Consider the following 20,478-nt stretch of genomic DNA (forward strand, 5'->3'; position numbering starts at 1 on the left):
GGCGCCTGTCACGTCACTTCGGGAGCATGCAGGCGGCCGGCGTGTCCAGTCCGGCGGGGCGTTCGGCGGTGCGGCCGATGGCGGTGGCGATGCGGTTGATGGCGGCGACGCGCTTGTCCTCGAGGGGCTGAGGACGGCGTTCTGGGTGAAGTCGGGTCCGCCCTGTCCGACGGTGTCGACGAGTCGCTTGTCGGCCTCGTTGATCCGGGTGTCGAGGTCGGCGAGGTTGCGGTCGACCTCGACCTCGACCTCGGCCTGGGCGGAGGCGGGGACGGCGGGGAGCCGCGGGGCGACGTCGGGACAGCTGATCGTGCCAGGGCCCGCGAATGTCCGGGCGTTCGCGGCGCTGTCCTCGGACGACTCGCCGGCGAGGGCGGATCCGGCGGTCACCGCGCCGGACAGCGCCACGGCGGCGGCACCGCCGATGAGGCCGACGCGACGCTTGTCGCACTTCGGAAGAGCCCAGGACGTGCGGATGCCTCACTCGGATCGAGGGGGCGGGGTCGGGTTTCGCGGGTCTCGCGTGATGTCTCGGTCGTGCCGACGCGGCGCCTGCGTCCTGCGGAGCTGCGGGAAAGCGGTTTCCCGCGTTCAATCGCACCCGGAATCGACACTCACGCGGAGGTGGATTGACGAATCATGCGCTCTCCTGCATACTCATGCATATCAGCGAATGCACTGTAAGGAGAATCCCGTGACCGAGCGCGTCGTACTCGCCTACTCGGGCGGTCTGGACACCTCCGTCGCCATCGGCTGGATCGCCGAGGAGACGGGCGCCGAGGTCATCGCCGTTGCGGTCGACGTCGGCCAGGGCGGCGAGGACCTGGACGTCATCCGCAAGCGCGCGCTCGCCTGCGGTGCCGTCGAGGCCGAGGTCGCCGACGCCAAGGACGAATTCGCCGACGAGTACTGCCTCCCGGCGATCAAGGCCAACGCCCTCTACATGGACCGCTACCCGCTGGTCTCCGCGCTGTCCCGGCCGACGATCGTCAAGCACCTCGTCGCCGCCGCGCAGAAGCACGGCGCCACCACCGTCGCCCACGGCTGCACCGGCAAGGGCAACGACCAGGTCCGCTTCGAGGCCGGCATCGTCGCCCTCGCCCCCGACCTGAAGTGCATCGCCCCGGTCCGTGACTACGCCATGACCCGCGACAAGGCCATCGCCTTCTGCGAGGCCAAGGGCCTGCCGATCGCGACCACGAAGAAGTCGCCGTACTCCATCGACCAGAACGTCTTCGGGCGCGCCGTCGAGACCGGCTTCCTCGAGGACATCTGGAACGCGCCGATCGAGGACGTCTACGAGTACACGCAGAACCCCGCCGTGGCGCGCGAGGCCGACGAGGTCGTCATCACCTTCAAGGAAGGCGTGCCGGTCGCCATCGACGGCAAGCCCGTCACCGTCCTCCAGGCCATCCAGCAGCTCAACGAGCGCGCGGGCGCCCAGGGCGTCGGCCGGATCGACATGGTCGAGGACCGCCTCGTCGGCATCAAGTCCCGCGAGGTGTACGAGGCGCCCGGCGCCATCGCGCTGATCACGGCCCACCAGGAGCTGGAGAACGTCACGGTCGAGCGTGAACTCGCCCGCTACAAGCGGCAGGTCGAGCAGCGCTGGGGCGAACTGGTCTACGACGGCCAGTGGTTCTCCCCGCTCAAGCGTGCCCTGGACGGCTTCATCACCGAGGCCAACCAGCACGTCAACGGCGACATCCGGATGACCCTGCACGGCGGCCGGGCCGTCGTCACCGGCCGGCGCTCCGAGTCGTCCCTGTACGACTTCAACCTCGCCACCTACGACACCGGCGACACCTTCGACCAGGCGGCGGCCAAGGGCTTCATCGACATCTACAGCCTGTCGTCGAAGATCGCCGCCAGGCGCGACCTCGGCTGACCGCCGGACAGGCCCTGCCGGCCTGACCGCCTGACGGCCCGTCACGCACTACTCTGACACCGCCTCCTCACTCCCCTGCGCCTGAGTGAGGAGGCGGTGGCACATCCACGACCTGCCTGTCTTCGAGGAGCAACGCAATTGAGCAGCAACAGCGGTGACGTACGGCTCTGGGGCGGCCGTTTCGCCGACGGTCCCGCCGAGGCCCTGGCCAAGCTGTCCGCGTCCGTCCACTTCGACTGGCGGCTCGCGCCCTACGACATCGCCGGATCGCGTGCGCACGCGCGCGTGCTGCACGGGGCGGGCCTGCTCACCGAGGACGAACTCACCCGCATGATCGAGGGCCTCGACCGGCTCGAGGCGGACGTCGCCGACGGCTCGTTCACGGGCACCATCGCCGACGAGGACGTGCACACCGCTCTGGAACGCGGCCTGCTGGAGCGCCTCGGCCCCGACCTCGGCGGCAAACTGCGTGCGGGCCGCTCGAGGAACGACCAGGTCGCGACCCTGTTCCGGATGTACCTGCGGGATCACGCCCGGACGCTCGGCGACCTGATCGCCGATCTCCAGGACGCCCTCGTCGGCCTCGCCGAGGCCCACCCGGACGTGGCCATGCCCGGCCGCACCCACCTCCAGCACGCCCAGCCGGTGCTCTTCGCCCACCACGTCCTCGCCCACGTCCAGTCACTGTCCCGGGACGCCGAGCGGCTGCGCCAGTGGGACGAGCGGACCGCGGTGTCGCCGTACGGCTCGGGCGCACTGGCCGGCAGCAGCCTCGGCCTGGACCCGGAGGCGGTGGCCCGCGACCTCGGCTTCGAACACGGCAGCGCGGCCAACTCCATCGACGGCACGGCCTCCCGGGACTTCGTCGCCGAGTTCGCCTTCATCACCGCGATGATCGGCGTGAACCTCTCCCGGATCGCCGAGGAGGTCATCATCTGGAACACGAAGGAGTTCTCCTTCGTGACCTTGCACGACGCCTTCTCCACCGGCTCGTCGATCATGCCGCAGAAGAAGAACCCGGACATCGCGGAGCTGGCGCGCGGCAAGTCGGGCCGGCTGATCGGCAACCTGACCGGCCTGATGGCCACCCTCAAGGCGCTCCCGCTCGCGTACAACCGCGACCTCCAGGAGGACAAGGAGCCGGTCTTCGACTCCATCGACCAGCTGGAGATCCTGCTCCCGGCCTTCACCGGCATGATGGCCACCCTCACCGTGCACCGCGAGCGCATGGAGGAGCTGGCCCCGGCCGGGTTCTCGCTGGCCACCGACATCGCCGAGTGGCTGGTCAAGCAGGGCGTGCCGTTCCGGGTCGCGCACGAGGTGGCGGGGGAGTGCGTCAAGGCCGCCGAGGCGGAGGGCAAGGAGCTCGACGAGCTGACCGACGAACAGTTCGCGAAGATCTCCGCCCACCTCACCCCCGCGGTGCGCACCGTCCTCAACGTCCCCGGTGCCCTCGCCTCCCGCGGCGGCCGCGGCGGCACGGCACCGAGCGCGGTCGCCACGCAGCTCACCGAGGTCAAGGCGGACCTGGCCGTCCAGCACGCGTGGGCGAACGCCAAGAAGTAAGGGAGCGGGTGTCGCAGGGGCATCGCGGGTTACGTTGGTCGGGCAGCCGCAAGGAGCCGACCGAACGGAGCCCCGATGCCCTTCGCACGTCTGGCCACAGCCACCACCCCCACCTGCCACATCGGCCTGGGACTCGCCGCCGTCGGCCGGCCCGGTTACATCAACCTGGACCGCGACACCGACCTCGGCGGCGACCGCAGCGTCGAGGCCCTGCGCACCCGCACCCACGACCTCCTAGACGCCGCCTACGCCCAGGGCGTCCGCTACTTCGACGCGGCCCGCTCCTACGGCCGGTCCGAGGAGTTCCTCGCCGACTGGCTGAGCGGCAGGCCCGACGCCGACGACGTCGTCATCGGCAGCAAATGGGGCTACACGTACACCGCGGACTGGTCCACCGACGCAGAGCGGCACGAGGTCAAGGAGCACTCCCTCGCCGCGTACGAGCGTCAGCGCGCCGAGTCCGACGCACTGCTCGGGGACCGGCTCGACCTGTACCAGATCCACTCGGTGACCCCGGACAGCCCCGCCCTCACCGACAAGGACCTCCACGCCCGGCTCGCCGAGGCGGCGGCCCAGGGCCTCACGGTCGGATTCTCCACCAGCGGCCCGGCCCAGGCGGACGCCGTCCGGGCGGCGCTCGCCGTCACGGTCGAGGGCGAACCCCTCTTCCGTACCGTCCAGTCCACGTACAACGCGCTGGAGACGTCCGCCGAGCCCGCGCTGGCCGAGGCCCACGACGCCGGGCTCACGGTGATCGTCAAGGAGGGCATGGCCAACGGGCGGCTGGCCGCGGCGCACGCGCCCGACGCGCTCAAAGCCGTCGCCGCGGAGACCGGACTGGACTGCGACGCCGTCGCCCTCGCGCTCGTGCTGCGCCGGCCCTGGGCCGGTGTCGTCCTCTCCGGTGCCGCCACCGTCGTCCAGCTCGCCTCCAACCTGCGAGCGGCGGCCGTCGACCTCGACGACGACCAGCTCTCCCGCCTCGCCGCGCTGCCCGAGGACCCGCACGCGTACTGGGAACGACGCGGGCAACTGGCCTGGCACTGACACGCCGACGGCGGACCGCTTCAGCAGCGGTCCGCCGTCGGCGTGCGTGGTCCTCGCGGCGGGCGAGGTCAGGCGGCCTTCGCCTTGCTGGCGTACATGTCCACGTACTCCTGCCCGGACAGGCGCATGACCTCGGCCATCACCGAGTCGGTCACGGCCCGCAGGACGTAGCGGTCGCGGTCCATGCCCTCGTAGCGGGAGAACTCCATCGCCTCACCGAAGCGGACCGTGACCCTGCCCGGCCGGGGCAGGCCCGCGCCGCCCGGCTGCAGCTTGTCGGTGCCGACCATGGCGAACGGGACGACGGGCGCGCCGGTCATCAGGGTGAGCCGCGCGATACCGGTGCGGCCCCGGTAGAGGCGGCCGTCGGGGGAGCGGGTGCCCTCGGGGTAGATGCCGAAGATCCTGCCCTCCTCCAGCACCCGACGGCCCGTCATCAGCGCCGCGACCCCGCCCCGGCCGCCGTCCCGGTCGACCGGGATCATGCCGACGCCGGTGAAGAACCAGGCCATCACCCGGCCCTTGAGGCCCTTGCCGGTGACGTACTCGTCCTTGCCGATGAAGAAGACCTGACGGTCGCAGACCAGCGGCAGGATCATCGAGTCGATGAACGTGAGGTGGTTGCCCGCCAGGATGACCGGGCCGTCACCCGGGATGTGCTCCGCACCCTCCACCCGTGGGCGGAACATCAGGCGCATGACCGGGCCGAGCACTGCCTTGATGAGCGCGAAGCGGGACAACGGGTCCTCCGGTGTCGGGAATGCGGTATGAGTCTGTGCAGGTAAGGACATTACTCGCGGGCGAGGGGGACGCGCACGTCGGGTCCACCGAGGTGTCACGCGGTGCAGGCACATTTTCACCTGCGGTGACGTGGTGTCGTACGGTCGTGACGCGCACGACGTGATGTGAGGCACGTCGCGTCCGCGGAGGGCGGTCCGCGGCCTCGTCGGTCCGGGGTGCGGACACGGCCGGATCGAAGCACGCGCGACCCGCGGACCGCGGGAGGCGCGCCGTCGGCGGCATGTCCACGAGTACCCGGTACGGCGCCTCCGAAGCCGGCGGGTCGTCAGACTCCCGCCCGGCACACCCGTCCGGAGCCCGACGCGCCGGGCCCGGGCCGTACGCCATCCGGTGGCCCCCGCGTGTTCCGGTCGCGGTCTCCCGTTCGTCATGCTCGCGCCCCTACGATCACCCCGCACTGACGGTCGACGGCAGGAGGCACCTCATGGGAACGCAGGAGTCGGACGAGCGGACGGGCAAGGCCGCGGACGGCGGAACCGGGCGGCGGGCGCTCCTGGGCGCGGCGGTGCTCGGCGCGGGCGGCACCGTCCTCGGGCTGGGCGGTACGGCGAGAGCGGCCGAGGCCCGGCACGCCGAGGGACGCAGCGGCGGCGGACGGGGCGTCAAGGGCCTGCCCGTCCCGACCGTCATCGGCCACCGGGGGGCCAGCGGCCACCGGCCCGAGCACACGTTCGGCGCCTACGAACTGGCCCTCGACATGGGTGCCGACATCGTCGAGGCCGGTGACCTGGTGCCCACCAGGGACGGCCACCTCGTCTGCCGGCACGAGCCGGAGATCGGCGGCACCACGGACGTCGCGAGCCGTCCCGAGTTCGCCGACCGCAAGCGCACGAAGCGACTCGACGGCGTCTTTGTCACCGGCTGGTTCACCGAGGACTTCACCCTCGCCGAGCTCAAGACGCTCCGCGCCGTCGAGCGCATCCCGGCCAACCGCCCGCACAACACCCTCTATGACGGACGCTGGGAGATCCCCACCTTCGAAGAGGTGCTGCGCTGGCAGAACGAGCAGACCCGCAAGCGCGGCAAGCAGGTCTGGATCTACCCCGAGCTCAAGCACCCCACCTACTTCCGCCGGTTGGGCCTGGGCACCGAGGAGCGTCTCGCCCGGCTGCTGCGCGCGTACGGCAAGGACAAGAAGAACTCGCCCGTCATCGTCCAGTCCTTCGAACCCACCAGCATCCAGCGGATGAGCAGGCTCGTCGGCAACCCGCTCGCCGTGCTGCTCTCCGGCGCGAACAGCCGCCCCTGGGACTTCGTCGAGAACGGTGACCCGCGCACGGTGGCCGACCTCATCACGCCGAAGGGCCTGAAGGAGATCGCCTCCTACGCCCAGGGCATCGGCCCCACCCTGGACCTGGTCATCCCCCGGGACGCGGCCGGAAACCTCACCGAGCCCACCGGCCTCGTCCGTGACGCGCACCGGGCCGGACTGATCCTGCACCCGTACACGATGCGCAACGAGAACCCCTTCCTGCCGGCGAACTTCCGCAGAGGCGGCGACCCCGACGCCTACGGCGACGTCTTCGGCGCCTTCCGCACCTACTTCGCCACCGGCATCGACGGCGTCTTCACCGACCACCCGGACACCGCTCTGCTCGCCCGTGAGGACTTCGTCAACGGCTGAGACTCTCCGTCCCCGTTCGGGGTGATTTCCGGCCGCCCCGGGCAACCGGTCCCGAGGCGGCCGTGTCGTTGTGCATATGACCCATGACCTGGTCGCCGCTCTCCGTCCGCTGCTCACCGCGGAGGCCTCCGCCGAGGCGTACGCGTCCGGGGGTGAACCCGCCGACCTGGAACAGGCGGTCTGGCTGCGCCTCCTGGAACGCCTCGACGTCCACGGCCCGCCGCACGACCCCCATGACTGGCTCCGCAGGGCCGTCCGCACCGAGGCCCGTCGCCGCCGCCGCGCCGTCCGGCACGAGAGGCCGTGGGGCGGTGACCCCGTCGATCCCGGCGACCCCCGCGACCGCGACCCCGAACTTCTCGCCGTCGCCGCCGCCCGCCGCCGCGCCCTGCGGGACGCGGTGCGCCGGCTGCCCGGCCGCTGTCCCCGGCTGCTGGAGGCGCTGCTGGCCCCGCACGACCCGACATACCGGGAAATCGCGGGGGAGTTGGGTATCTCACAAGGCAGCATGGGTCCGGAACGTTCCAGATGCCTGGGATGTCTGCGTCGATTGCTCGCGCCGGAGGTTGCGTCGCGTTGAGGACGGGGATAGGAGTGAGGGACCACAGGTGATCAGGTGAGCGGGAGGCGTGCGCACATGGGCATGAGCGTGACCATCTCTGCGGCGGCCGAGCAGGACGCCGAGCAGATCTTCAGGTTGCAGTACCTGTGCTTCCAGAGCGAAGCGGCGCTGTACGGCAATTACCGCATCGACCCGCTCGTCCAGAGTCTGGACTCGGTCCGCGAGGAGGTCGCCGCCGACCTGGTCTTCGTCGCCCGCCTCGGTGACGAGATCGTCGGCTCGGTGCACGGCAGGAGCACCGAGGACGCCGCCGCGGCCATCGGCAAGCTCTGTGTCCACCCCCGCCTCCAGGGGCACGGCATCGGAGCCCGGCTCCTGAAGGTCGCCGAAGCCGCCCTCGCCGACGAGCGGGGCGCCAGGACCTTCCGTCTGCACGCCGGGCACCGCAGCGAGAGCAACCTCCAGCTGTACAGCCGGGTCGGCTACCAGCGGGTCGGGACGTCCCGGGGAGCGGACGGCGTACCGCAGATCGTCCTGGAGAAGTCGGCCGAGACGTACGCGACCACCGCCTGACCGGGGGGCGTCACGCCGTGCGTGCCCTGCGCAGCCAGTACATGGCCGTGAGGGGCAGCAGCACGGGAATGAACAGGTACCCCATCCCGTAGTCCGACCACACCGTCGCGTCGGGGAAGGCGGACGGATCGACCAGGGTCCAGGTGCCGACCGTCAGGACGCCCACCAGCTCGGCGGCGCAGCACACCAGCGCCGCCCTGCGGGCCGTCTCCCCGCCGCGCACCAGGGTGTACGTGATGAATCCGTAGACCACCCCGGCGACCGCCGAGAGAGAGTAGGCGAGCGGTGCCCGGTCGAACTCGGTGGCGATCTGGTACGCGGAGCGCGACACGGCACCGACCACCATCACCCCGTACAGCCACACCAGCAGCAGCCCGGGCCCGCCGATCAGCCGGGTCCCGGTCGGCTCCCGTTCCGGCGCGGCCATCTCAGGCCCCCCAGATGTCATAGAGCCGGACCTCGAGCACGGCCAGGACGACACCGCTCGCGGCCACCGTGATCGAGCCCCACCGGGTGCGCTCGGCCAGCGACATGAAGCCCGCCGCCGGGACACACGCGAACGAGCCCAGCAGATACGCGAGGAAGATCGTCGTCCCCTGCTCCGGCTTCTCGCCCCGGGCCAGCTGCACGATCCCGACGATCAGCTGAACCAGCGTCAGCAGCGTGACCACGGCCATGCCGATGAAGTGCCAGTCCTTCGTCGGCTGATCCCGGTAGGCGGCCCAGCCGCACCAGGCGGCGAGCAGCAGCGCGGCGACGCCGGTCGTCAGCGTCAGGACATCAAGCATGTCAGCGACCTTATTACGCCGGAACGGCCCCACCGTGCCCGGCCCCGCCTGCACCGTATGGTCGATGGCATGACCATCCATGCGCAGGCTCTCCTGTTCGACAACGACGGGACCCTCGTGTCCTCCCTCGAATCCGTGCGGCGCTGCTGGACGCGGTGGGCCGTGGAGTACGGGATCACGGCCGAGGAGTTCGGACGGGTCGAGCTGCACGGCAGGCCGGCCGTCGAGATAGCCGCCGACCTGCTGCCCGCCCACGTCGTGCCGGAGGCCGTCGCGCGGATCGAGGACCTGGAGGTGGAGGACGTGCCGAACGGCGGGGCCGTTCTGCTGCCGGGCACCCGGGACCTCCTCGACGCGCTGCCGGCCGAGCGCTGGGCCGTCGTCACCTCGGCCACCCGGCGGCTGGCCGAAGCCCGCCTCGCCGCGGCCGGCATCCTGCCCAAGACCCTGGTGGCCGCCGACGACATCACCCGGGGCAAGCCCGACCCCGAGCCCTACCTGCTCGCCGCCCGGACCCTCGGCGTGGACCCCGCGCACTGCGTGGTCTTCGAGGACGCCCCCGCCGGGCTCCAGGCGGGCCGGGCCGCCGGCATGACCACCGTGGCGTTGGCCACAACCCACCAGGCCCACGAGCTGACCGCCGACCTGGTGGTGAAGGACCTGTCGGCCCTGTCCGCACTGGTCACGGACGCGGGAGTGGAGATCGCCGTACGCCCCTGACGTGCGGTCACTCGTGTCCACGGCTGTCCAGAATGTGGACATGGGTGTCCGGTCAGCGGTAAAGGTCTGCTTTACTGGCCGCATGACCACGATGAGCGACAGCATCCCCGCGACCGAGGTGCACATGCAGCCCGGCGCCGGTTGTATGTGTCCGCTCCGAATGCGCGCCTTCTAGAGGGCCCCCGCACCACTTGAGCCTCGCGCCCCGAAGCGAGAGCCGGTTCCCGTCCGCCCGCGTGTCCTCCGGGTCCCGCATGCGTCACGGAACCACGCCCCCGCGCACGTCTCTCCACGGTTCACCTCCGCCGAGCTCGGGAGAAGCCGTGTCGCGTACGGGCTGCTTTCGACCCTGAATGCCTCGTGCCGGCGCCACGACGTGTCGCGCACTCGACAGTGACGGATGTTCACGTGATCACCACCTCGGGCCTCACCAAGGTCTACCGCTCCCGCGGACGCGAGGTCACCGCCCTGGACGGCGTCGACCTGCACGTCCGCGAAGGCGAGGTCTACGGCGTCATCGGCCAGTCCGGCGCCGGCAAGTCCTCGCTCATCCGCTGCGTCAACCTGCTCGAGCGCCCCACCTCGGGCACCGTGACCGTGGCCGGGCAGGACCTCACCGCCCTGGCCGGGCGCGGCCCGCGCGCCGGACGGGAACTGCGGCAGGCGCGCAGCCGTATCGGCATGGTCTTCCAGCACTTCAACCTGCTCTCCTCGCGCACCGTGCAGGACAACGTCGAACTGCCGCTGGAGATCCTCGGGCGGTCGGGGAAGGAACGTTCCCGCAAGGCGCTGGAACTGCTCGACCTGGTGGGCCTCGCCGACAAGGCCAAGGCTTACCCCGCCCAGCTCTCCGGCGGCCAGAAGCAGCGCGTCGGCATCGCCCGCGCGCTGGCCGGCGACCCGAAGGTGCTGCTGTCCGACGAGGCCACCAGCGCTCTCGACCCGGAGACCACCCGCTCGATCCTGGCGCTGCTGCGCGACCTGAACCGCCAGCTCGGCCTGACCGTCCTGCTCATCACGCACGAGATGGACGTCGTGAAGACGATCTGCGACTCGGCCGCGCTGATGGAGAAGGGCCGGATCGTCGAGTCCGGCACGGTCACCGAACTCCTCGCCACCCCCGGCTCCGAACTGGCCTCCGCGCTGTTCCCGGTCGCCGGTGAGGCCTCGGACGACAACCGCACCGTTCTGGACGTCACCTTCCAGGGCGAGAGTGCGACCCAGCCGGTCATCTCCCAGCTGGCCCGTACCTACAACATCGACATATCGATCCTCGGTGCCGCCATCGACACCGTCGGAGGTCTCCAGGTGGGCAGGATGCGCATCGAACTCCCGGGCCGCTACGAGGACAACGTCGTACCGGTCGGCTTCCTGCGGGAGCAGGGGCTGCAGATCGACGTCGTCGAACAGGCAGCACGGGCGGCGCAGGCGGAACCGGGCGCGCGGACCCTGGTGAAGGAGGCGGCCAAGTGACCTGGTCCCAGATGCAGCCCCTGCTGGAACAGGCGTGCTGGGAAACGCTGGTCATGGTGGGCTGGTCCACCCTGATCTCCGTCGTCGTCGGTCTGCCGATCGGCGTGCTGCTCGTCCTCACCGACAGGGGCGGGCTGCTGCAGAACAGCCTGGTGAACAAGGTTGTCGGCCAGGTCGTGAACGTCGGCCGCTCGATGCCGTTCATCATCCTCATGGTCGCCCTGATGAGCTTCACCCGCTGGATCACCGGGACGACCATCGGCAGCGAGGCCGCGATCGTGCCGCTCGCCATCGGCGGCATCCCCTTCTTCGCCCGGCTCGTCGAGACGGCCGTGCGTGAAGTGGACCACGGACTCGTCGAGGCCGTGCAGGCCATGGGCGGCAACACCTGGACGATCGTCCGCAGGGTCCTCGTGCCCGAGGCGCTGCCCTCGCTGATCGCCAGCACCACCACCACGATCATCGCCCTCATCGGCTACTCGGCCATGGCCGGCACCGTGGGCGGCGGCGGCCTCGGCGACCTCGCCGTCCGTTACGGCTACCAGCGCTTCGAGACCGGGCTGATGTGGATCACCGTCGCGATCCTCGCTGTGGTCATCTCCCTCATCCAGTTCGCCGGCGACTACGCGGCCCGCTCCCTGCACCACCGCGGCGGACGCCCGGGCGCCGGGCCGAAGCTGCGGCTGCTCAAGGCCGAGGAACCGGCGGCGGCCGACGTCGGCAAGGCCGGGTGACCCCGGCCCGCCCTCGGCCTCCCGCCCCCTGATCCCCACTTCACCGAAGGCCCCGCACCACCCCGAGCCGGGGCCGCACCACCCTGAAGGAAAGGCACTTTTCGTGCGTAACACCATCAAGATCACCACCGCTGTCCTCGCCGCCGGAGCCCTCAGCCTCGGCCTCACCGCCTGCGGCTCGGAGGAGGAATCCGGGTCCGACGCCTCCGGCACGCTGACCGTCGCCGCGAGCCCCGTGCCGCACGCCGAGATCCTCAACTTCGTCAAGGACAACCTGGCCGAGAAGGCCGGGCTCGACCTGGAGGTCAAGGAAGTCACCGACTACGTCACGCCGAACACCTCCACGGAGGACGGCTCGGTGGACGCCAACTACTTCCAGACCCAGGCGTACCTCGACGACTTCAACAAGAAGAACGGCACGCACATCGTGCCCGCCGGCGACGTGCACCTGGAGCCGCTCGGCCTCTACTCCGAGAAGGTCAAGGAGGCCGACCAGCTGAAGAGCGGTGCGACCATCGCCATCCCCAACGACACCATCAACGAGGGACGCGCGCTGCAGCTGCTCGCTGCCAACAAGATCATCACGATCAAGGACGGCGTCGGATTCGAGGCGACCCCTTCGGACATCACCGAGAACCCGAAGAAGCTCAAGTTCAAGGAGCTGGAGGCGGCCCAGACGCCGCGCGCCCTGGCCGACGTCGACGCCGCGGTCGTCAACGGCAACTACGCCATCGGGGCCGACCTCAAGCCGGCCGAGGACGCCCTCGTCCTCGAGTCCGCCGAGGGCAACCCGCACGCCAACTTCCTCGCCGTCAAGGAGGGCAACGAGGACGACCCGCGCGTGAAGAAGCTCGCCGAGCTCCTCACCTCCGACGAGGTCAAGAAGTTCATCGACGACAAGTACGCCGGCTCGGTCGTCGCCGCCTTCTGATCCGAGGGACGCGAGCACCACGGGCACGGCCCGTCCGGCACCCACGGGGGCCACTCCGGTACACGGAGTGGCCCCCGTGGTGCGGTTCGGTGCTTTCATGCTGCATGCTGGGCAGTTCAGCAGGACCTGATGGTCTCGAAGGTCTCGAAGGTTACGGAGCGGCGCATGACGAGCAGCACCTTCCCCAACATCTCCATCAGCACGGAGCGGTTGGTGCTGCGTCCCCTCGACGAGGACGACGTCCCCGCCCTGGCCGAGATGATGAACGACGAACAGGTCGCCGCCTGGACCGACGTTCCCCGGCCCTTCACCGAACCGGCCGTCCGCACCTGGATCACCGAGGAGGCCCCCGCCGAACGGATGGCCGGACGCGGGCTCGACCTCGCCGTCACCGAGTTCCTCACCCAGCGCCTGGTCGGCGTCATCCGGCTCACCGGCACCGACTGGCACATCCGGTCCACCGAACTGTCGTACATCGTCGCCCCCTGGGCCCGGGGCGAGGGATACGCCTCCGAGGCCGCGCTCGCCACCGCCCAGTGGCTCTTCGGCGACCAGAAGCTGGAGCGCGTCGAGCTGCGCACCGCCGCCGACAACACCGCCTCGCAACAGGTCGCCCAGAAGATCGGCTGCATCAGCGAGGGCGTCCTGCGCAACGCCTGCATAGCCCACGTCCGCACCGAGGACGGCGGCTGGACGGACGTCCGCACCGACTTCATCGTCTGGAGCCTGCTGCCGGAGGACCTCGAGGGCGCGTCCGGACCCCTGACCGACACCGGCGAGTTCACCACCCTCACCGACTGGAGCTGATCCTCCGCGAACCCGCGGCCGGCGGTACCGTCCATTCACTGCGTGGCCGTACCAGGTACTCTCACCAAGCCCGCCCGTCCGCGGGCGGAGCGGCCGACGACGGACCCGCGCACACTCCCCAGACGATCCGAGCACAACCCAGGAGACTGACGACGATGGCCGACCGGGTCACGGTGATCGGCTGGGACGGTTCGCCGCTGACCGCAGCGGCCCGCGCCGCACTGGGCGCCGCCACCCTGGTGGCGGGCGCCCCGCACCACCTGGAACTCCCCGAGGTACCCGCGGGCGCCGAGCGCGTCCGGCTCGGCAGTGCCGCCCTGGCCGCCCGCCGGGTCGCCGGCCACCGCGGCACGGCGGTGGTCCTCGCCGACGGCGACCCCGGCTTCTTCGGCGTCGTACGGACCCTGCGCGCACCCGAGTTCGGCCTGGAGGTCGAGGTCGTCCCCGCCGTCTCCTCGGTCGCCGCCGCCTTCGCCAGGGCCGGAATGCCCTGGGACGACGCGCAGGTGGTCGTCGCACACTCCCGAACCCTGCGACGCGCGGTGAACGTATGCCGAGCCCACACCAAAGTGGCGGTTCTCACCTCTCCCGGCGCAGGCCCCGCCGAACTGGGCCTGCTCATGGAGGGTGTCCACCGGACCTTCGTCATCTGTGAGGAACTCGGCACCGCCCGCGAACAGGTCAGCGTCGTCACCTCCGACAAGGCCGCCGACCACACCTGGCGCGACCCCAACGTCGTCATCGTGATCGGTGGCCCGGCCGCCGCCGGCGAGTCCGGCGGCTGGATCGCCGGACGCGACCCCGCCGCCGGCCCGCGCGGCTGGTCGCTGCCGGCCGAGGCCTACGGCGGTGAACTCGGAGAGGGCGAGCGGGAGCCGCTGCGCGTCTCCCAACTCGCCCGGCTCGGACCGCGGCTGGGCGACCTCGTGTGGGACATCGGCTGCGGCAGCGGTGCCTTCGCCACCGAGGCGGCACGGGCCGGTGCCGCGGTCATCGCCGTCGACAGCGACCCGCGGGCCTGCGCGCGTACCGAGTCCACCGCCCGCCGGTACGGCGTCCAGCTCCAGGTCGTGCACGGCACCGCCCCGCACGTCCTGGAGGACCTTCCCGAACCGGACGTCGTCCGGGTCGGCGGCGGGGGAGCGGCCGTGGTCACGGCGGTCGCCGACCGCCGCCCGCAGCGCATCGTCACGCACGCCGCCACCCGCGACGCGGCCGAACGCATCGGCCGGGAACTGACGGAACACGGCTACACCGTGGAGTGCGCCCTCCTGCAGTCCGTCGAACTCGACACCAGGGCCTGGACGGAGACGGAGCGGAGCGTCGCGTTCCTGCTCAGCGGCGTACTGCCCGCGCGCACCCCCTGATCGCGTCCCCCGGTTCCGATGCCGTCCCCGTGATCGGGTTGTCGTACCGCTCGCGGTAGGCTGGCCGATCGTTGTACCGCAACTCGGACGCTCGCCGATTCGTCGGCCGATGTCCCGAAAACACGCCCGTTCCGGGGTGTGTGTGGTACGGCGGAACCCAAGGACGCGCAACGTGGCGCAGTCCACAGCGGAACCGTCGCCGATCAAGCTGACGCGACGGCAGTACGGCAGCGACAATGCCAGTGAATGGCTTTGTCGCCTTTTCTCGGCAGGCCGTTCGTGCCGCTGGGGACGCACGCTCGTTCTTCAGTGTGGGGCGGTCGGTGCGCCGTTCCGGGTGAGCTGGTCGTAGGAGCACTAACCGATGGGCGAGGGGTACGCATGACCGACACCGGCCAGGTCCCGGGCGAGGGACTGCCGGAGAACGCAGGCATGGTGGAGCAGCCGGGCGTCCCCGCGCCCGCCCCGTACGCCTACCTCTCCGAGAGTTCCGTCGAAGACGAAGAGCTGCTGCTGCCCGGCGCCCAGGGCGCCTGGGGCAACGAGGTCGCCCCACCCGCGCCCGAGCCGGTGGTCGAGACCGTGCACGAGCCGGGACCGCACGAGACGGCCGGCCGGGACACCGGCTCGGTCGACCTCGGCGGTGTCCGTCTCCCCGAACCGGAGCGGGCGCAGGCACCCGGCCGCGCGTTCACGCGCGAGCCGGTGGCGCCGCGCCGTCCGCTGCACCTCGGCCCGCCCATCCCCAGCGCCACCACCGGCCCGGTCCGCTCGCTCGCCGACCGCGGCCCGGCCGACGTGCCGGTGCGCCAGGTCGGCCCGCCGACCGTCGGCCCCGAGTACCTCGACGTGCCGCGGCCCCGGGAGACGGCCCCGCAGGTGGCGGAGGCCTGGGGCGCCGCGGCGCCGGTGGGCGCGGGCGCGGCGGCCCAAGCGGAAACGGTTGCTCCGTCGCCGCTGCCGGTGGGCGCCGCCCAGGCGCTCGTCACCCGCGTCTCGACGGAGGCGGACGGCACCGCCGGGGCGCAGGTCACGCCGCAGGACGTTGTGCCGGCGACGGCGCAGGCACCGGCGGCGCCTGCGGCGGAGATCCCTGCGGTGCCGAAGCCCCCTGCGCCAGTGGCGGCAGCGGCCGCGGAGACATGGCAGGGCGACGCGGTGGCCTCCGGCACGGACACCGGTTCCGGGCAGGGGGCACAGGCCCCCGGGGGCGCTGTGGGTCCTGAGGGAGCTGAAGGTGCTGTGGGCGCTGAGAGTGCGCCCGCACCGACGGCGGCCGAGGCGAACGGGTCCGGCGCGGGTCCTGCCGCGGACGCCGTACCTCCCGTGGCTCCGGAGGCCGGGCAGGGCACCGGGACCGTTCCGGCACCGGCTGTCGACGGGCAGGCCGCCGAGGCGGCCGACGCCGTGGCCACCGGGGCCGATGCCGCGGGGCAGGAGGCGTTCACCCCCGTCGTTGCCGTGGTGCCGGAAGCTCCGGACCAGGAGCCCGTGTCCGCTCGGACGCCGGAGAGCGTCACCCCCGACGCGGGCGCAGCGGATGCCGCCGCCCCCGAGGCGGGGACGACGACCGGTGACGCCGCCGTCCCCGCAGCGACCGGCGAGGCGGACACCGGGGCCCACGAGCCCCACGGCCCGGTCGCCGACCTGGCCGACCCGCATGTGGCCGCCCCTGCCGCGACCGCTGTCGGGGACGACGAGGCGTCAGCCTCCGTACCCCTGGCCGCAGCTGACAGTGTTCCGGTACCCGGGCACATCTCCGCAACGGAAACGGAGCAGCCGGTTCCGGCGCCCGCGCCCGCTCCCGGCCCGGCGGAGACGGGCGAAGCCCTCGAACCTGCCGCACCCGCCCCTGCCACGGTGCCTCCTCCCGCCACGGCAGCCGAACCGCTCCTCGGGCGGACGGAGGCCGAGCCGGCCGCCGAGAGCCCGAACAGCGGGCACCACCCGGTCGTGTCCCAGCCCCAGGCTCCGACCGCCCCCTTCGCCCCGCCCGTCCAGGAGGCGTGGGCGCCGCTTTCCGGGTCCCCGGCCCCCTCGGGCGCCGAGGCCCCCACTGCGGAGGCGGCCCCTCCCGCCGGACCCGGGGCGGCCCCCGACGGCACTGTTCTCCCGGAGGCCCAGCCGGAGCAGACACCGGGGGAGCTCACCTCCGTGGAGGGGAGCGTTCCGGCCACCCCGCACCTCGCGCCGACGCCGCCGCAGACCCTGACCCTCCCCACCGAGGAACAGCCCGCGCCGGGAGCCGCCACCCCGGTGCCCGCACCCCGCCCGGCCGATGCCGCCGACACCGACGTGGTGCCCACCACGCCGGCCCAGAACGAACCCGCGCTGAACGAACCGGCGCTGAACGAACCGGCCCAGAACCCGGACGAACTGGACACCCAGGGCGCCGGAGTGCCCGACACCGCACCGCCCGCCGGTCCCACCGGTCCCCCCGCTCCCGGCTACGACGCCGCCGAGCGCGAGGCCGTACTGAAGGTCATGCGAGAGCGCCGGGACATCCGTAACGGCTTCCGTGACGACCCCATCCCGCACGAGGTCCTGCTCCGTGTTCTGGAGGCCGCCCACACGGCGCCTTCCGTGGGCCACTCGCAGCCCTGGGACTTCGTCGTCATCCGTTCCGCCGAGACCCGGCGCGGCATGCACGAACTGGCCACGCGTCAGCGCGACGCCTACGCCAGGTCCCTGCCCAAGGGCAGGGCGAAGCAGTTCAAGGAACTGAAGATCGAGGCCATCCTCGACACCCCGGTGAACATCGTCGTCACCGCCGACCCGACCCGCGGCGGCCGGCACACCCTGGGGCGGCACACCCAGCCCCAGATGGCGCCGTACTCCTCCGCGCTGGCCGTCGAGAACCTGTGGCTCGCCGCGCGCGCCGAGGGACTCGGGGTCGGCTGGGTCAGCTTCTTCGACGAGCGCGAGATGGTCCGCGCGCTGGGCCTGCCCGAGCACCTCGAGGTCGTCGCCTACCTCTGTGTGGGCTACGTCGACGAGTTCCCGGACGAGCCCGAGCTGATGCAGGCGGGCTGGTCCAAGCGCCGCCCGCTGTCCTGGGTCGTGCACGAGGAGACCTACGGCAGGCGTGCGCTGCCCGGCGAGGACCCGCACGACCTGCTCGCGGAGACCGTCGCGCAGATCCGTCCGCTGGACGCCAAGGCGCTCGGCGAGGCGTGGGAGCGGCAGAAGCGCATGACCAAGCCGGCCGGCGCGCTCGGCATGCTGGAGATCATCTCCGCGCAGCTGGCCGGGCTGTCCCGCCAGTGCCCGCCGCCCGTCCCGGAGCCCGCGGCCGTCGCGGTCTTCGCGGGCGACCACGGCGTGCACGCCCAGGGCGTCACCCCGTGGCCGCAGGAGGTCACCGCCCAGATGGTGGCCAACTTCCTCGGCGGGGGAGCGGTCTGCAACGCCTTCGCCACCCAGGTGGGCGCCGAGGTCTGCGTCGTCGACGTGGGGGTGGCCTCCGACCTTCCGGCCACCCCCGGACTGCTGCCGCGCAAGGTCCGGGCCGGAACCTCCGACATGACCGCCGGCCCCGCGATGACCCGCGAGGAGGCCAAGCAAGCCATCGAGGTGGGCATCGAGACCGCCCGCGACCTGGTCGCGGCCGGCAACAAGGCCCTGCTCACCGGTGAGATGGGCATCGCCAACACCACCGCGTCCGCCGCCCTGATCTCGGTCTTCACCGGCGCGGACCCGGCGGAGGTCACCGGCCGGGGCACCGGCATCAACGACGAGACCCTGGTCCGCAAGACCGAGGTCGTGCGCCGTGCCCTCGAACTGCACCAGCCGGACCCGGCCGACCCGCTCGGCGTCCTCGCCGCCGTAGGCGGCTTCGAGCACGCGGCCATGGTCGGCCTGCTCCTCGGCGGTGCGTCGCTGCGTACGCCGGTGATCCTGGACGGCGTCAGCGCCGGGGCCGCGGCCCTGGTGGCCCGGGCCATCGCCCCCGAGGTGCTGGCCGCCTGCATCGCCGGACACCGCAGCGCCGAGCCCGGCCATGTGGCCGCCCTCAACAAGCTGGGCCTGCGCCCGCTGGTCGACCTCGACCTGCGACTCGGCGAGGGCACGGGCGCGCTGCTCGCCCTGCCGATGGTGCAGAGCACGGCGCGCGCCATGCACGAGGTGGCGACGTTCGACTCGGCGGGCGTCACCGAGAAGTAGCAGGCACCCGGTGGGGGCGGGGCGGCGACCGCCGCCCCGCCCCCACCGTACGCTGAAGTCCCCATCCGCACACCGCACGTCAGGGCCGCTCCAGTGCCGTAGCGCCCGCGCACGCCGCCCGTACGAGGAGCCGCACCTCATGGCCGAACACCCCGCCTACCCCGTGGGCCTCCGCCTCACCGGCCGCCGAGTGGTCGTGCTCGGCGGTGGCCAGGTCGCCCAGCGCCGCCTGCCCGCCCTCATCGCGGCCGGCGGCGACATCCTCCTGATCTCCCCCGAGGCGACGCCGTCGGTGGAGGCGATGGCGGACGCCGGCGAGATCACCTGGCAGCGGCGCCGGTACACCGAGGGCGACCTCGCGGACGCCTGGTACGCCCTGATCGCCACCGGCGACGACGAGGCCAACACCCGGGCCTCCGCCGAGGCGGAACGCCACCGCGTCTGGTGCGTCCGTTCCGACGACGCGGACCGGGCCACCGCCTGGACCCCGGCCACCGGGCACAGCGAGGGCGTCACCGTCGCCGTCCTCACCACGGACGCCAAGGGCCGCGACCCCCGCCGCACCGCCGCCATCCGTGACGCCGTGGTCGAGGGCCTGCGCGACGGCACCCTCGTCGCCCCGCACCACCGCACCCGCACCCCGGGCGTCGCCCTGGTCGGCGGCGGTCCCGGCGACCCGGACCTGATCACCGTGCGCGGGCGCCGGCTGCTCGCCGAGGCGGACGTCGTCATCGCCGACCGGCTCGGCCCGCGCGACCTGCTGGCCGAACTCCCGCCGCACGTCGAGGTGATCGACGCGGCGAAGATCCCGTACGGCCGGTTCATGGCGCAGGAGGCCATCAACAACGCGCTGATCGAACACGCCAGGCAGGGCAAGTCGGTGGTCCGGCTCAAGGGCGGCGACCCGTATGTCTTCGGCCGCGGCATGGAGGAGCTTCAGGCGCTCGCCGAGGCGGGCATCCCGTGCACGGTCGTCCCCGGCATCTCCAGCTCCATCTCGGTGCCGGGCGCTGCCGGGATCCCGGTCACCCATCGCGGTGTGGCCCATGAGTTCACCGTGGTCAGCGGCCACGTCGCGCCCGACGACGAGCGTTCCCTGGTCGACTGGCCGTCCCTGGCGAAGCTGACCGGCACTCTGGTGGTCCTCATGGGCGTCGACAAGATCGGCCGGATCGCCGAGACCCTCGTGGCGCACGGCAGGTCCCCGGGCACCCCGGTCGCCCTGGTCCAGGAGGGCACCACGGCGGCGCAGCGCCGCGTCGACGCCACCCTCGCCACGGTCGCCGAGACCGTCCGCGCCGAGGAGGTCAAACCGCCGGCGGTGATCGTCATCGGGGAGGTCGTGAACGTCGGCCCCCCGTCCGCGCAGGTTCCGAAGCCTTCGCGGGTCTCGCGGTGACCCCGGGAAAGTCCTCCGGAAGTAACCTTCGGTA

Annotated in this window: 17 protein-coding genes and 1 pseudogene; 14 read left to right on the plus strand and 4 right to left on the minus strand. The window is 72.1% G+C overall.

Annotation, left to right across the window (positions count from 1 at the left end; translation table 11 throughout):
* Positions 1 to 43: 43 nt before the first annotated feature.
* Positions 44 to 477: pseudogene (locus tag JL475_RS39855) on the minus strand (hypothetical protein); the annotation flags it as partial.
* A 217-nt stretch (positions 478 to 694) separates the two neighbouring features.
* On the opposite strand from JL475_RS39855, the gene JL475_RS07885 reads away from it, so the two are divergent.
* The 3 genes from JL475_RS07885 to JL475_RS07895 all read left to right on the plus strand — a co-directional run bounded on the left by JL475_RS07885 (position 695) and on the right by JL475_RS07895 (position 4,501).
* Complete coding sequence (locus JL475_RS07885; RefSeq protein ID WP_202276715.1) at positions 695 to 1,888, plus strand: argininosuccinate synthase; 1,194 nt, start codon at positions 695 to 697, stop codon at positions 1,886 to 1,888.
* 138 nt (positions 1,889 to 2,026) lie between these two features.
* Entirely contained in the window at positions 2,027 to 3,454 is a 1,428-nt protein-coding gene (gene argH / locus JL475_RS07890) for an argininosuccinate lyase (RefSeq protein ID WP_202276716.1), read from the plus strand.
* 75 nt (positions 3,455 to 3,529) lie between these two features.
* Positions 3,530 to 4,501: an aldo/keto reductase gene (locus JL475_RS07895; RefSeq protein WP_202276717.1), complete on the plus strand. Its 972-nt coding sequence runs from the start codon at positions 3,530 to 3,532 to the stop codon at positions 4,499 to 4,501.
* A 68-nt stretch (positions 4,502 to 4,569) separates the two neighbouring features.
* Here JL475_RS07895 and JL475_RS07900 read toward each other — a convergent pair whose 3' ends face one another.
* Positions 4,570 to 5,241 carry a 1-acyl-sn-glycerol-3-phosphate acyltransferase gene (locus JL475_RS07900; protein ID WP_202276718.1) on the minus strand — a complete coding sequence of 224 codons (672 nt, stop codon included), beginning with the start codon at positions 5,239 to 5,241 and terminating at the stop codon, positions 4,570 to 4,572.
* Positions 5,242 to 5,726: 485 nt separating this feature from the next.
* Here JL475_RS07900 and JL475_RS07905 point away from each other — a divergent pair, with 485 nt between their 5' ends.
* From JL475_RS07905 to JL475_RS07915, 3 genes are all read left to right on the plus strand, one after another.
* A complete protein-coding gene (locus tag JL475_RS07905; protein ID WP_202276719.1) occupies positions 5,727 to 6,926 on the plus strand; it encodes a glycerophosphodiester phosphodiesterase in 1,200 nt (399 codons plus the stop codon).
* A gap of 76 nt (positions 6,927 to 7,002) precedes the next feature.
* A complete protein-coding gene (locus JL475_RS07910; RefSeq protein ID WP_202276720.1) occupies positions 7,003 to 7,506 on the plus strand; it encodes a sigma-70 family RNA polymerase sigma factor in 504 nt (167 codons plus the stop codon).
* 57 nt (positions 7,507 to 7,563) lie between these two features.
* Positions 7,564 to 8,061: a GNAT family N-acetyltransferase gene (locus tag JL475_RS07915; protein ID WP_202276843.1), complete on the plus strand. Its 498-nt coding sequence runs from the start codon at positions 7,564 to 7,566 to the stop codon at positions 8,059 to 8,061.
* A gap of 10 nt (positions 8,062 to 8,071) precedes the next feature.
* Here the strand turns inward: JL475_RS07915 and JL475_RS07920 are convergent, their stop codons facing one another.
* Together JL475_RS07920 and JL475_RS07925 are read right to left on the minus strand one after the other, a co-directional pair.
* Positions 8,072 to 8,488 carry a hypothetical protein gene (locus JL475_RS07920; RefSeq protein WP_202276721.1) on the minus strand — a complete coding sequence of 139 codons (417 nt, stop codon included), beginning with the start codon at positions 8,486 to 8,488 and terminating at the stop codon, positions 8,072 to 8,074.
* Between the two features lies 1 nt (position 8,489).
* Complete coding sequence (locus tag JL475_RS07925; RefSeq protein ID WP_202276844.1) at positions 8,490 to 8,849, minus strand: hypothetical protein; 360 nt, start codon at positions 8,847 to 8,849, stop codon at positions 8,490 to 8,492.
* 69 nt (positions 8,850 to 8,918) lie between these two features.
* Between JL475_RS07925 and JL475_RS07930 the strand changes: the two genes are divergently transcribed.
* The 8 genes from JL475_RS07930 to cobA all read left to right on the plus strand — a co-directional run bounded on the left by JL475_RS07930 (position 8,919) and on the right by cobA (position 20,444).
* Positions 8,919 to 9,569 carry an HAD family hydrolase gene (locus tag JL475_RS07930; protein ID WP_202276722.1) on the plus strand — a complete coding sequence of 217 codons (651 nt, stop codon included), beginning with the start codon at positions 8,919 to 8,921 and terminating at the stop codon, positions 9,567 to 9,569.
* 408 nt (positions 9,570 to 9,977) lie between these two features.
* Entirely contained in the window at positions 9,978 to 11,042 is a 1,065-nt protein-coding gene (locus tag JL475_RS07935) for a methionine ABC transporter ATP-binding protein (protein WP_202276723.1), read from the plus strand.
* The gene (locus JL475_RS07940; protein ID WP_202276724.1) at positions 11,039 to 11,776 is read left to right on the plus strand and encodes a methionine ABC transporter permease; all 738 of its coding nucleotides are present in this window, start codon (positions 11,039 to 11,041) and stop codon (positions 11,774 to 11,776) included. Before JL475_RS07935 ends, JL475_RS07940 begins: the two co-directional genes overlap by 4 nt.
* Positions 11,777 to 11,879: 103 nt before the next feature.
* On the plus strand, positions 11,880 to 12,707 hold the full coding sequence (locus JL475_RS07945; protein WP_202276725.1) for a MetQ/NlpA family ABC transporter substrate-binding protein: 828 nt from the start codon (positions 11,880 to 11,882) through the stop codon (positions 12,705 to 12,707).
* A gap of 165 nt (positions 12,708 to 12,872) precedes the next feature.
* Entirely contained in the window at positions 12,873 to 13,514 is a 642-nt protein-coding gene (locus JL475_RS07950; RefSeq protein WP_202276726.1) for a GNAT family N-acetyltransferase, read from the plus strand.
* A 155-nt stretch (positions 13,515 to 13,669) separates the two neighbouring features.
* On the plus strand, positions 13,670 to 14,881 hold the full coding sequence (gene cbiE, locus JL475_RS07955; RefSeq protein ID WP_202276727.1) for a precorrin-6y C5,15-methyltransferase (decarboxylating) subunit CbiE: 1,212 nt from the start codon (positions 13,670 to 13,672) through the stop codon (positions 14,879 to 14,881).
* A gap of 381 nt (positions 14,882 to 15,262) precedes the next feature.
* The gene (cobT, locus tag JL475_RS07960; protein WP_202276728.1) at positions 15,263 to 19,045 is read left to right on the plus strand and encodes a nicotinate-nucleotide--dimethylbenzimidazole phosphoribosyltransferase; all 3,783 of its coding nucleotides are present in this window, start codon (positions 15,263 to 15,265) and stop codon (positions 19,043 to 19,045) included.
* Between the two features lie 139 nt (positions 19,046 to 19,184).
* Positions 19,185 to 20,444 (plus strand): uroporphyrinogen-III C-methyltransferase, encoded by a 1,260-nt coding sequence (cobA, locus tag JL475_RS07965; RefSeq protein ID WP_202276729.1) that lies wholly within the window; start codon positions 19,185 to 19,187, stop codon positions 20,442 to 20,444.
* The last annotated feature ends 34 nt before the right edge of the window (positions 20,445 to 20,478 follow it).

The sequence above is a fragment of the Streptomyces sp. M2CJ-2 genome (assembly GCF_016757295.1).
GTDB lineage: Bacteria > Actinomycetota > Actinomycetes > Streptomycetales > Streptomycetaceae > Streptomyces.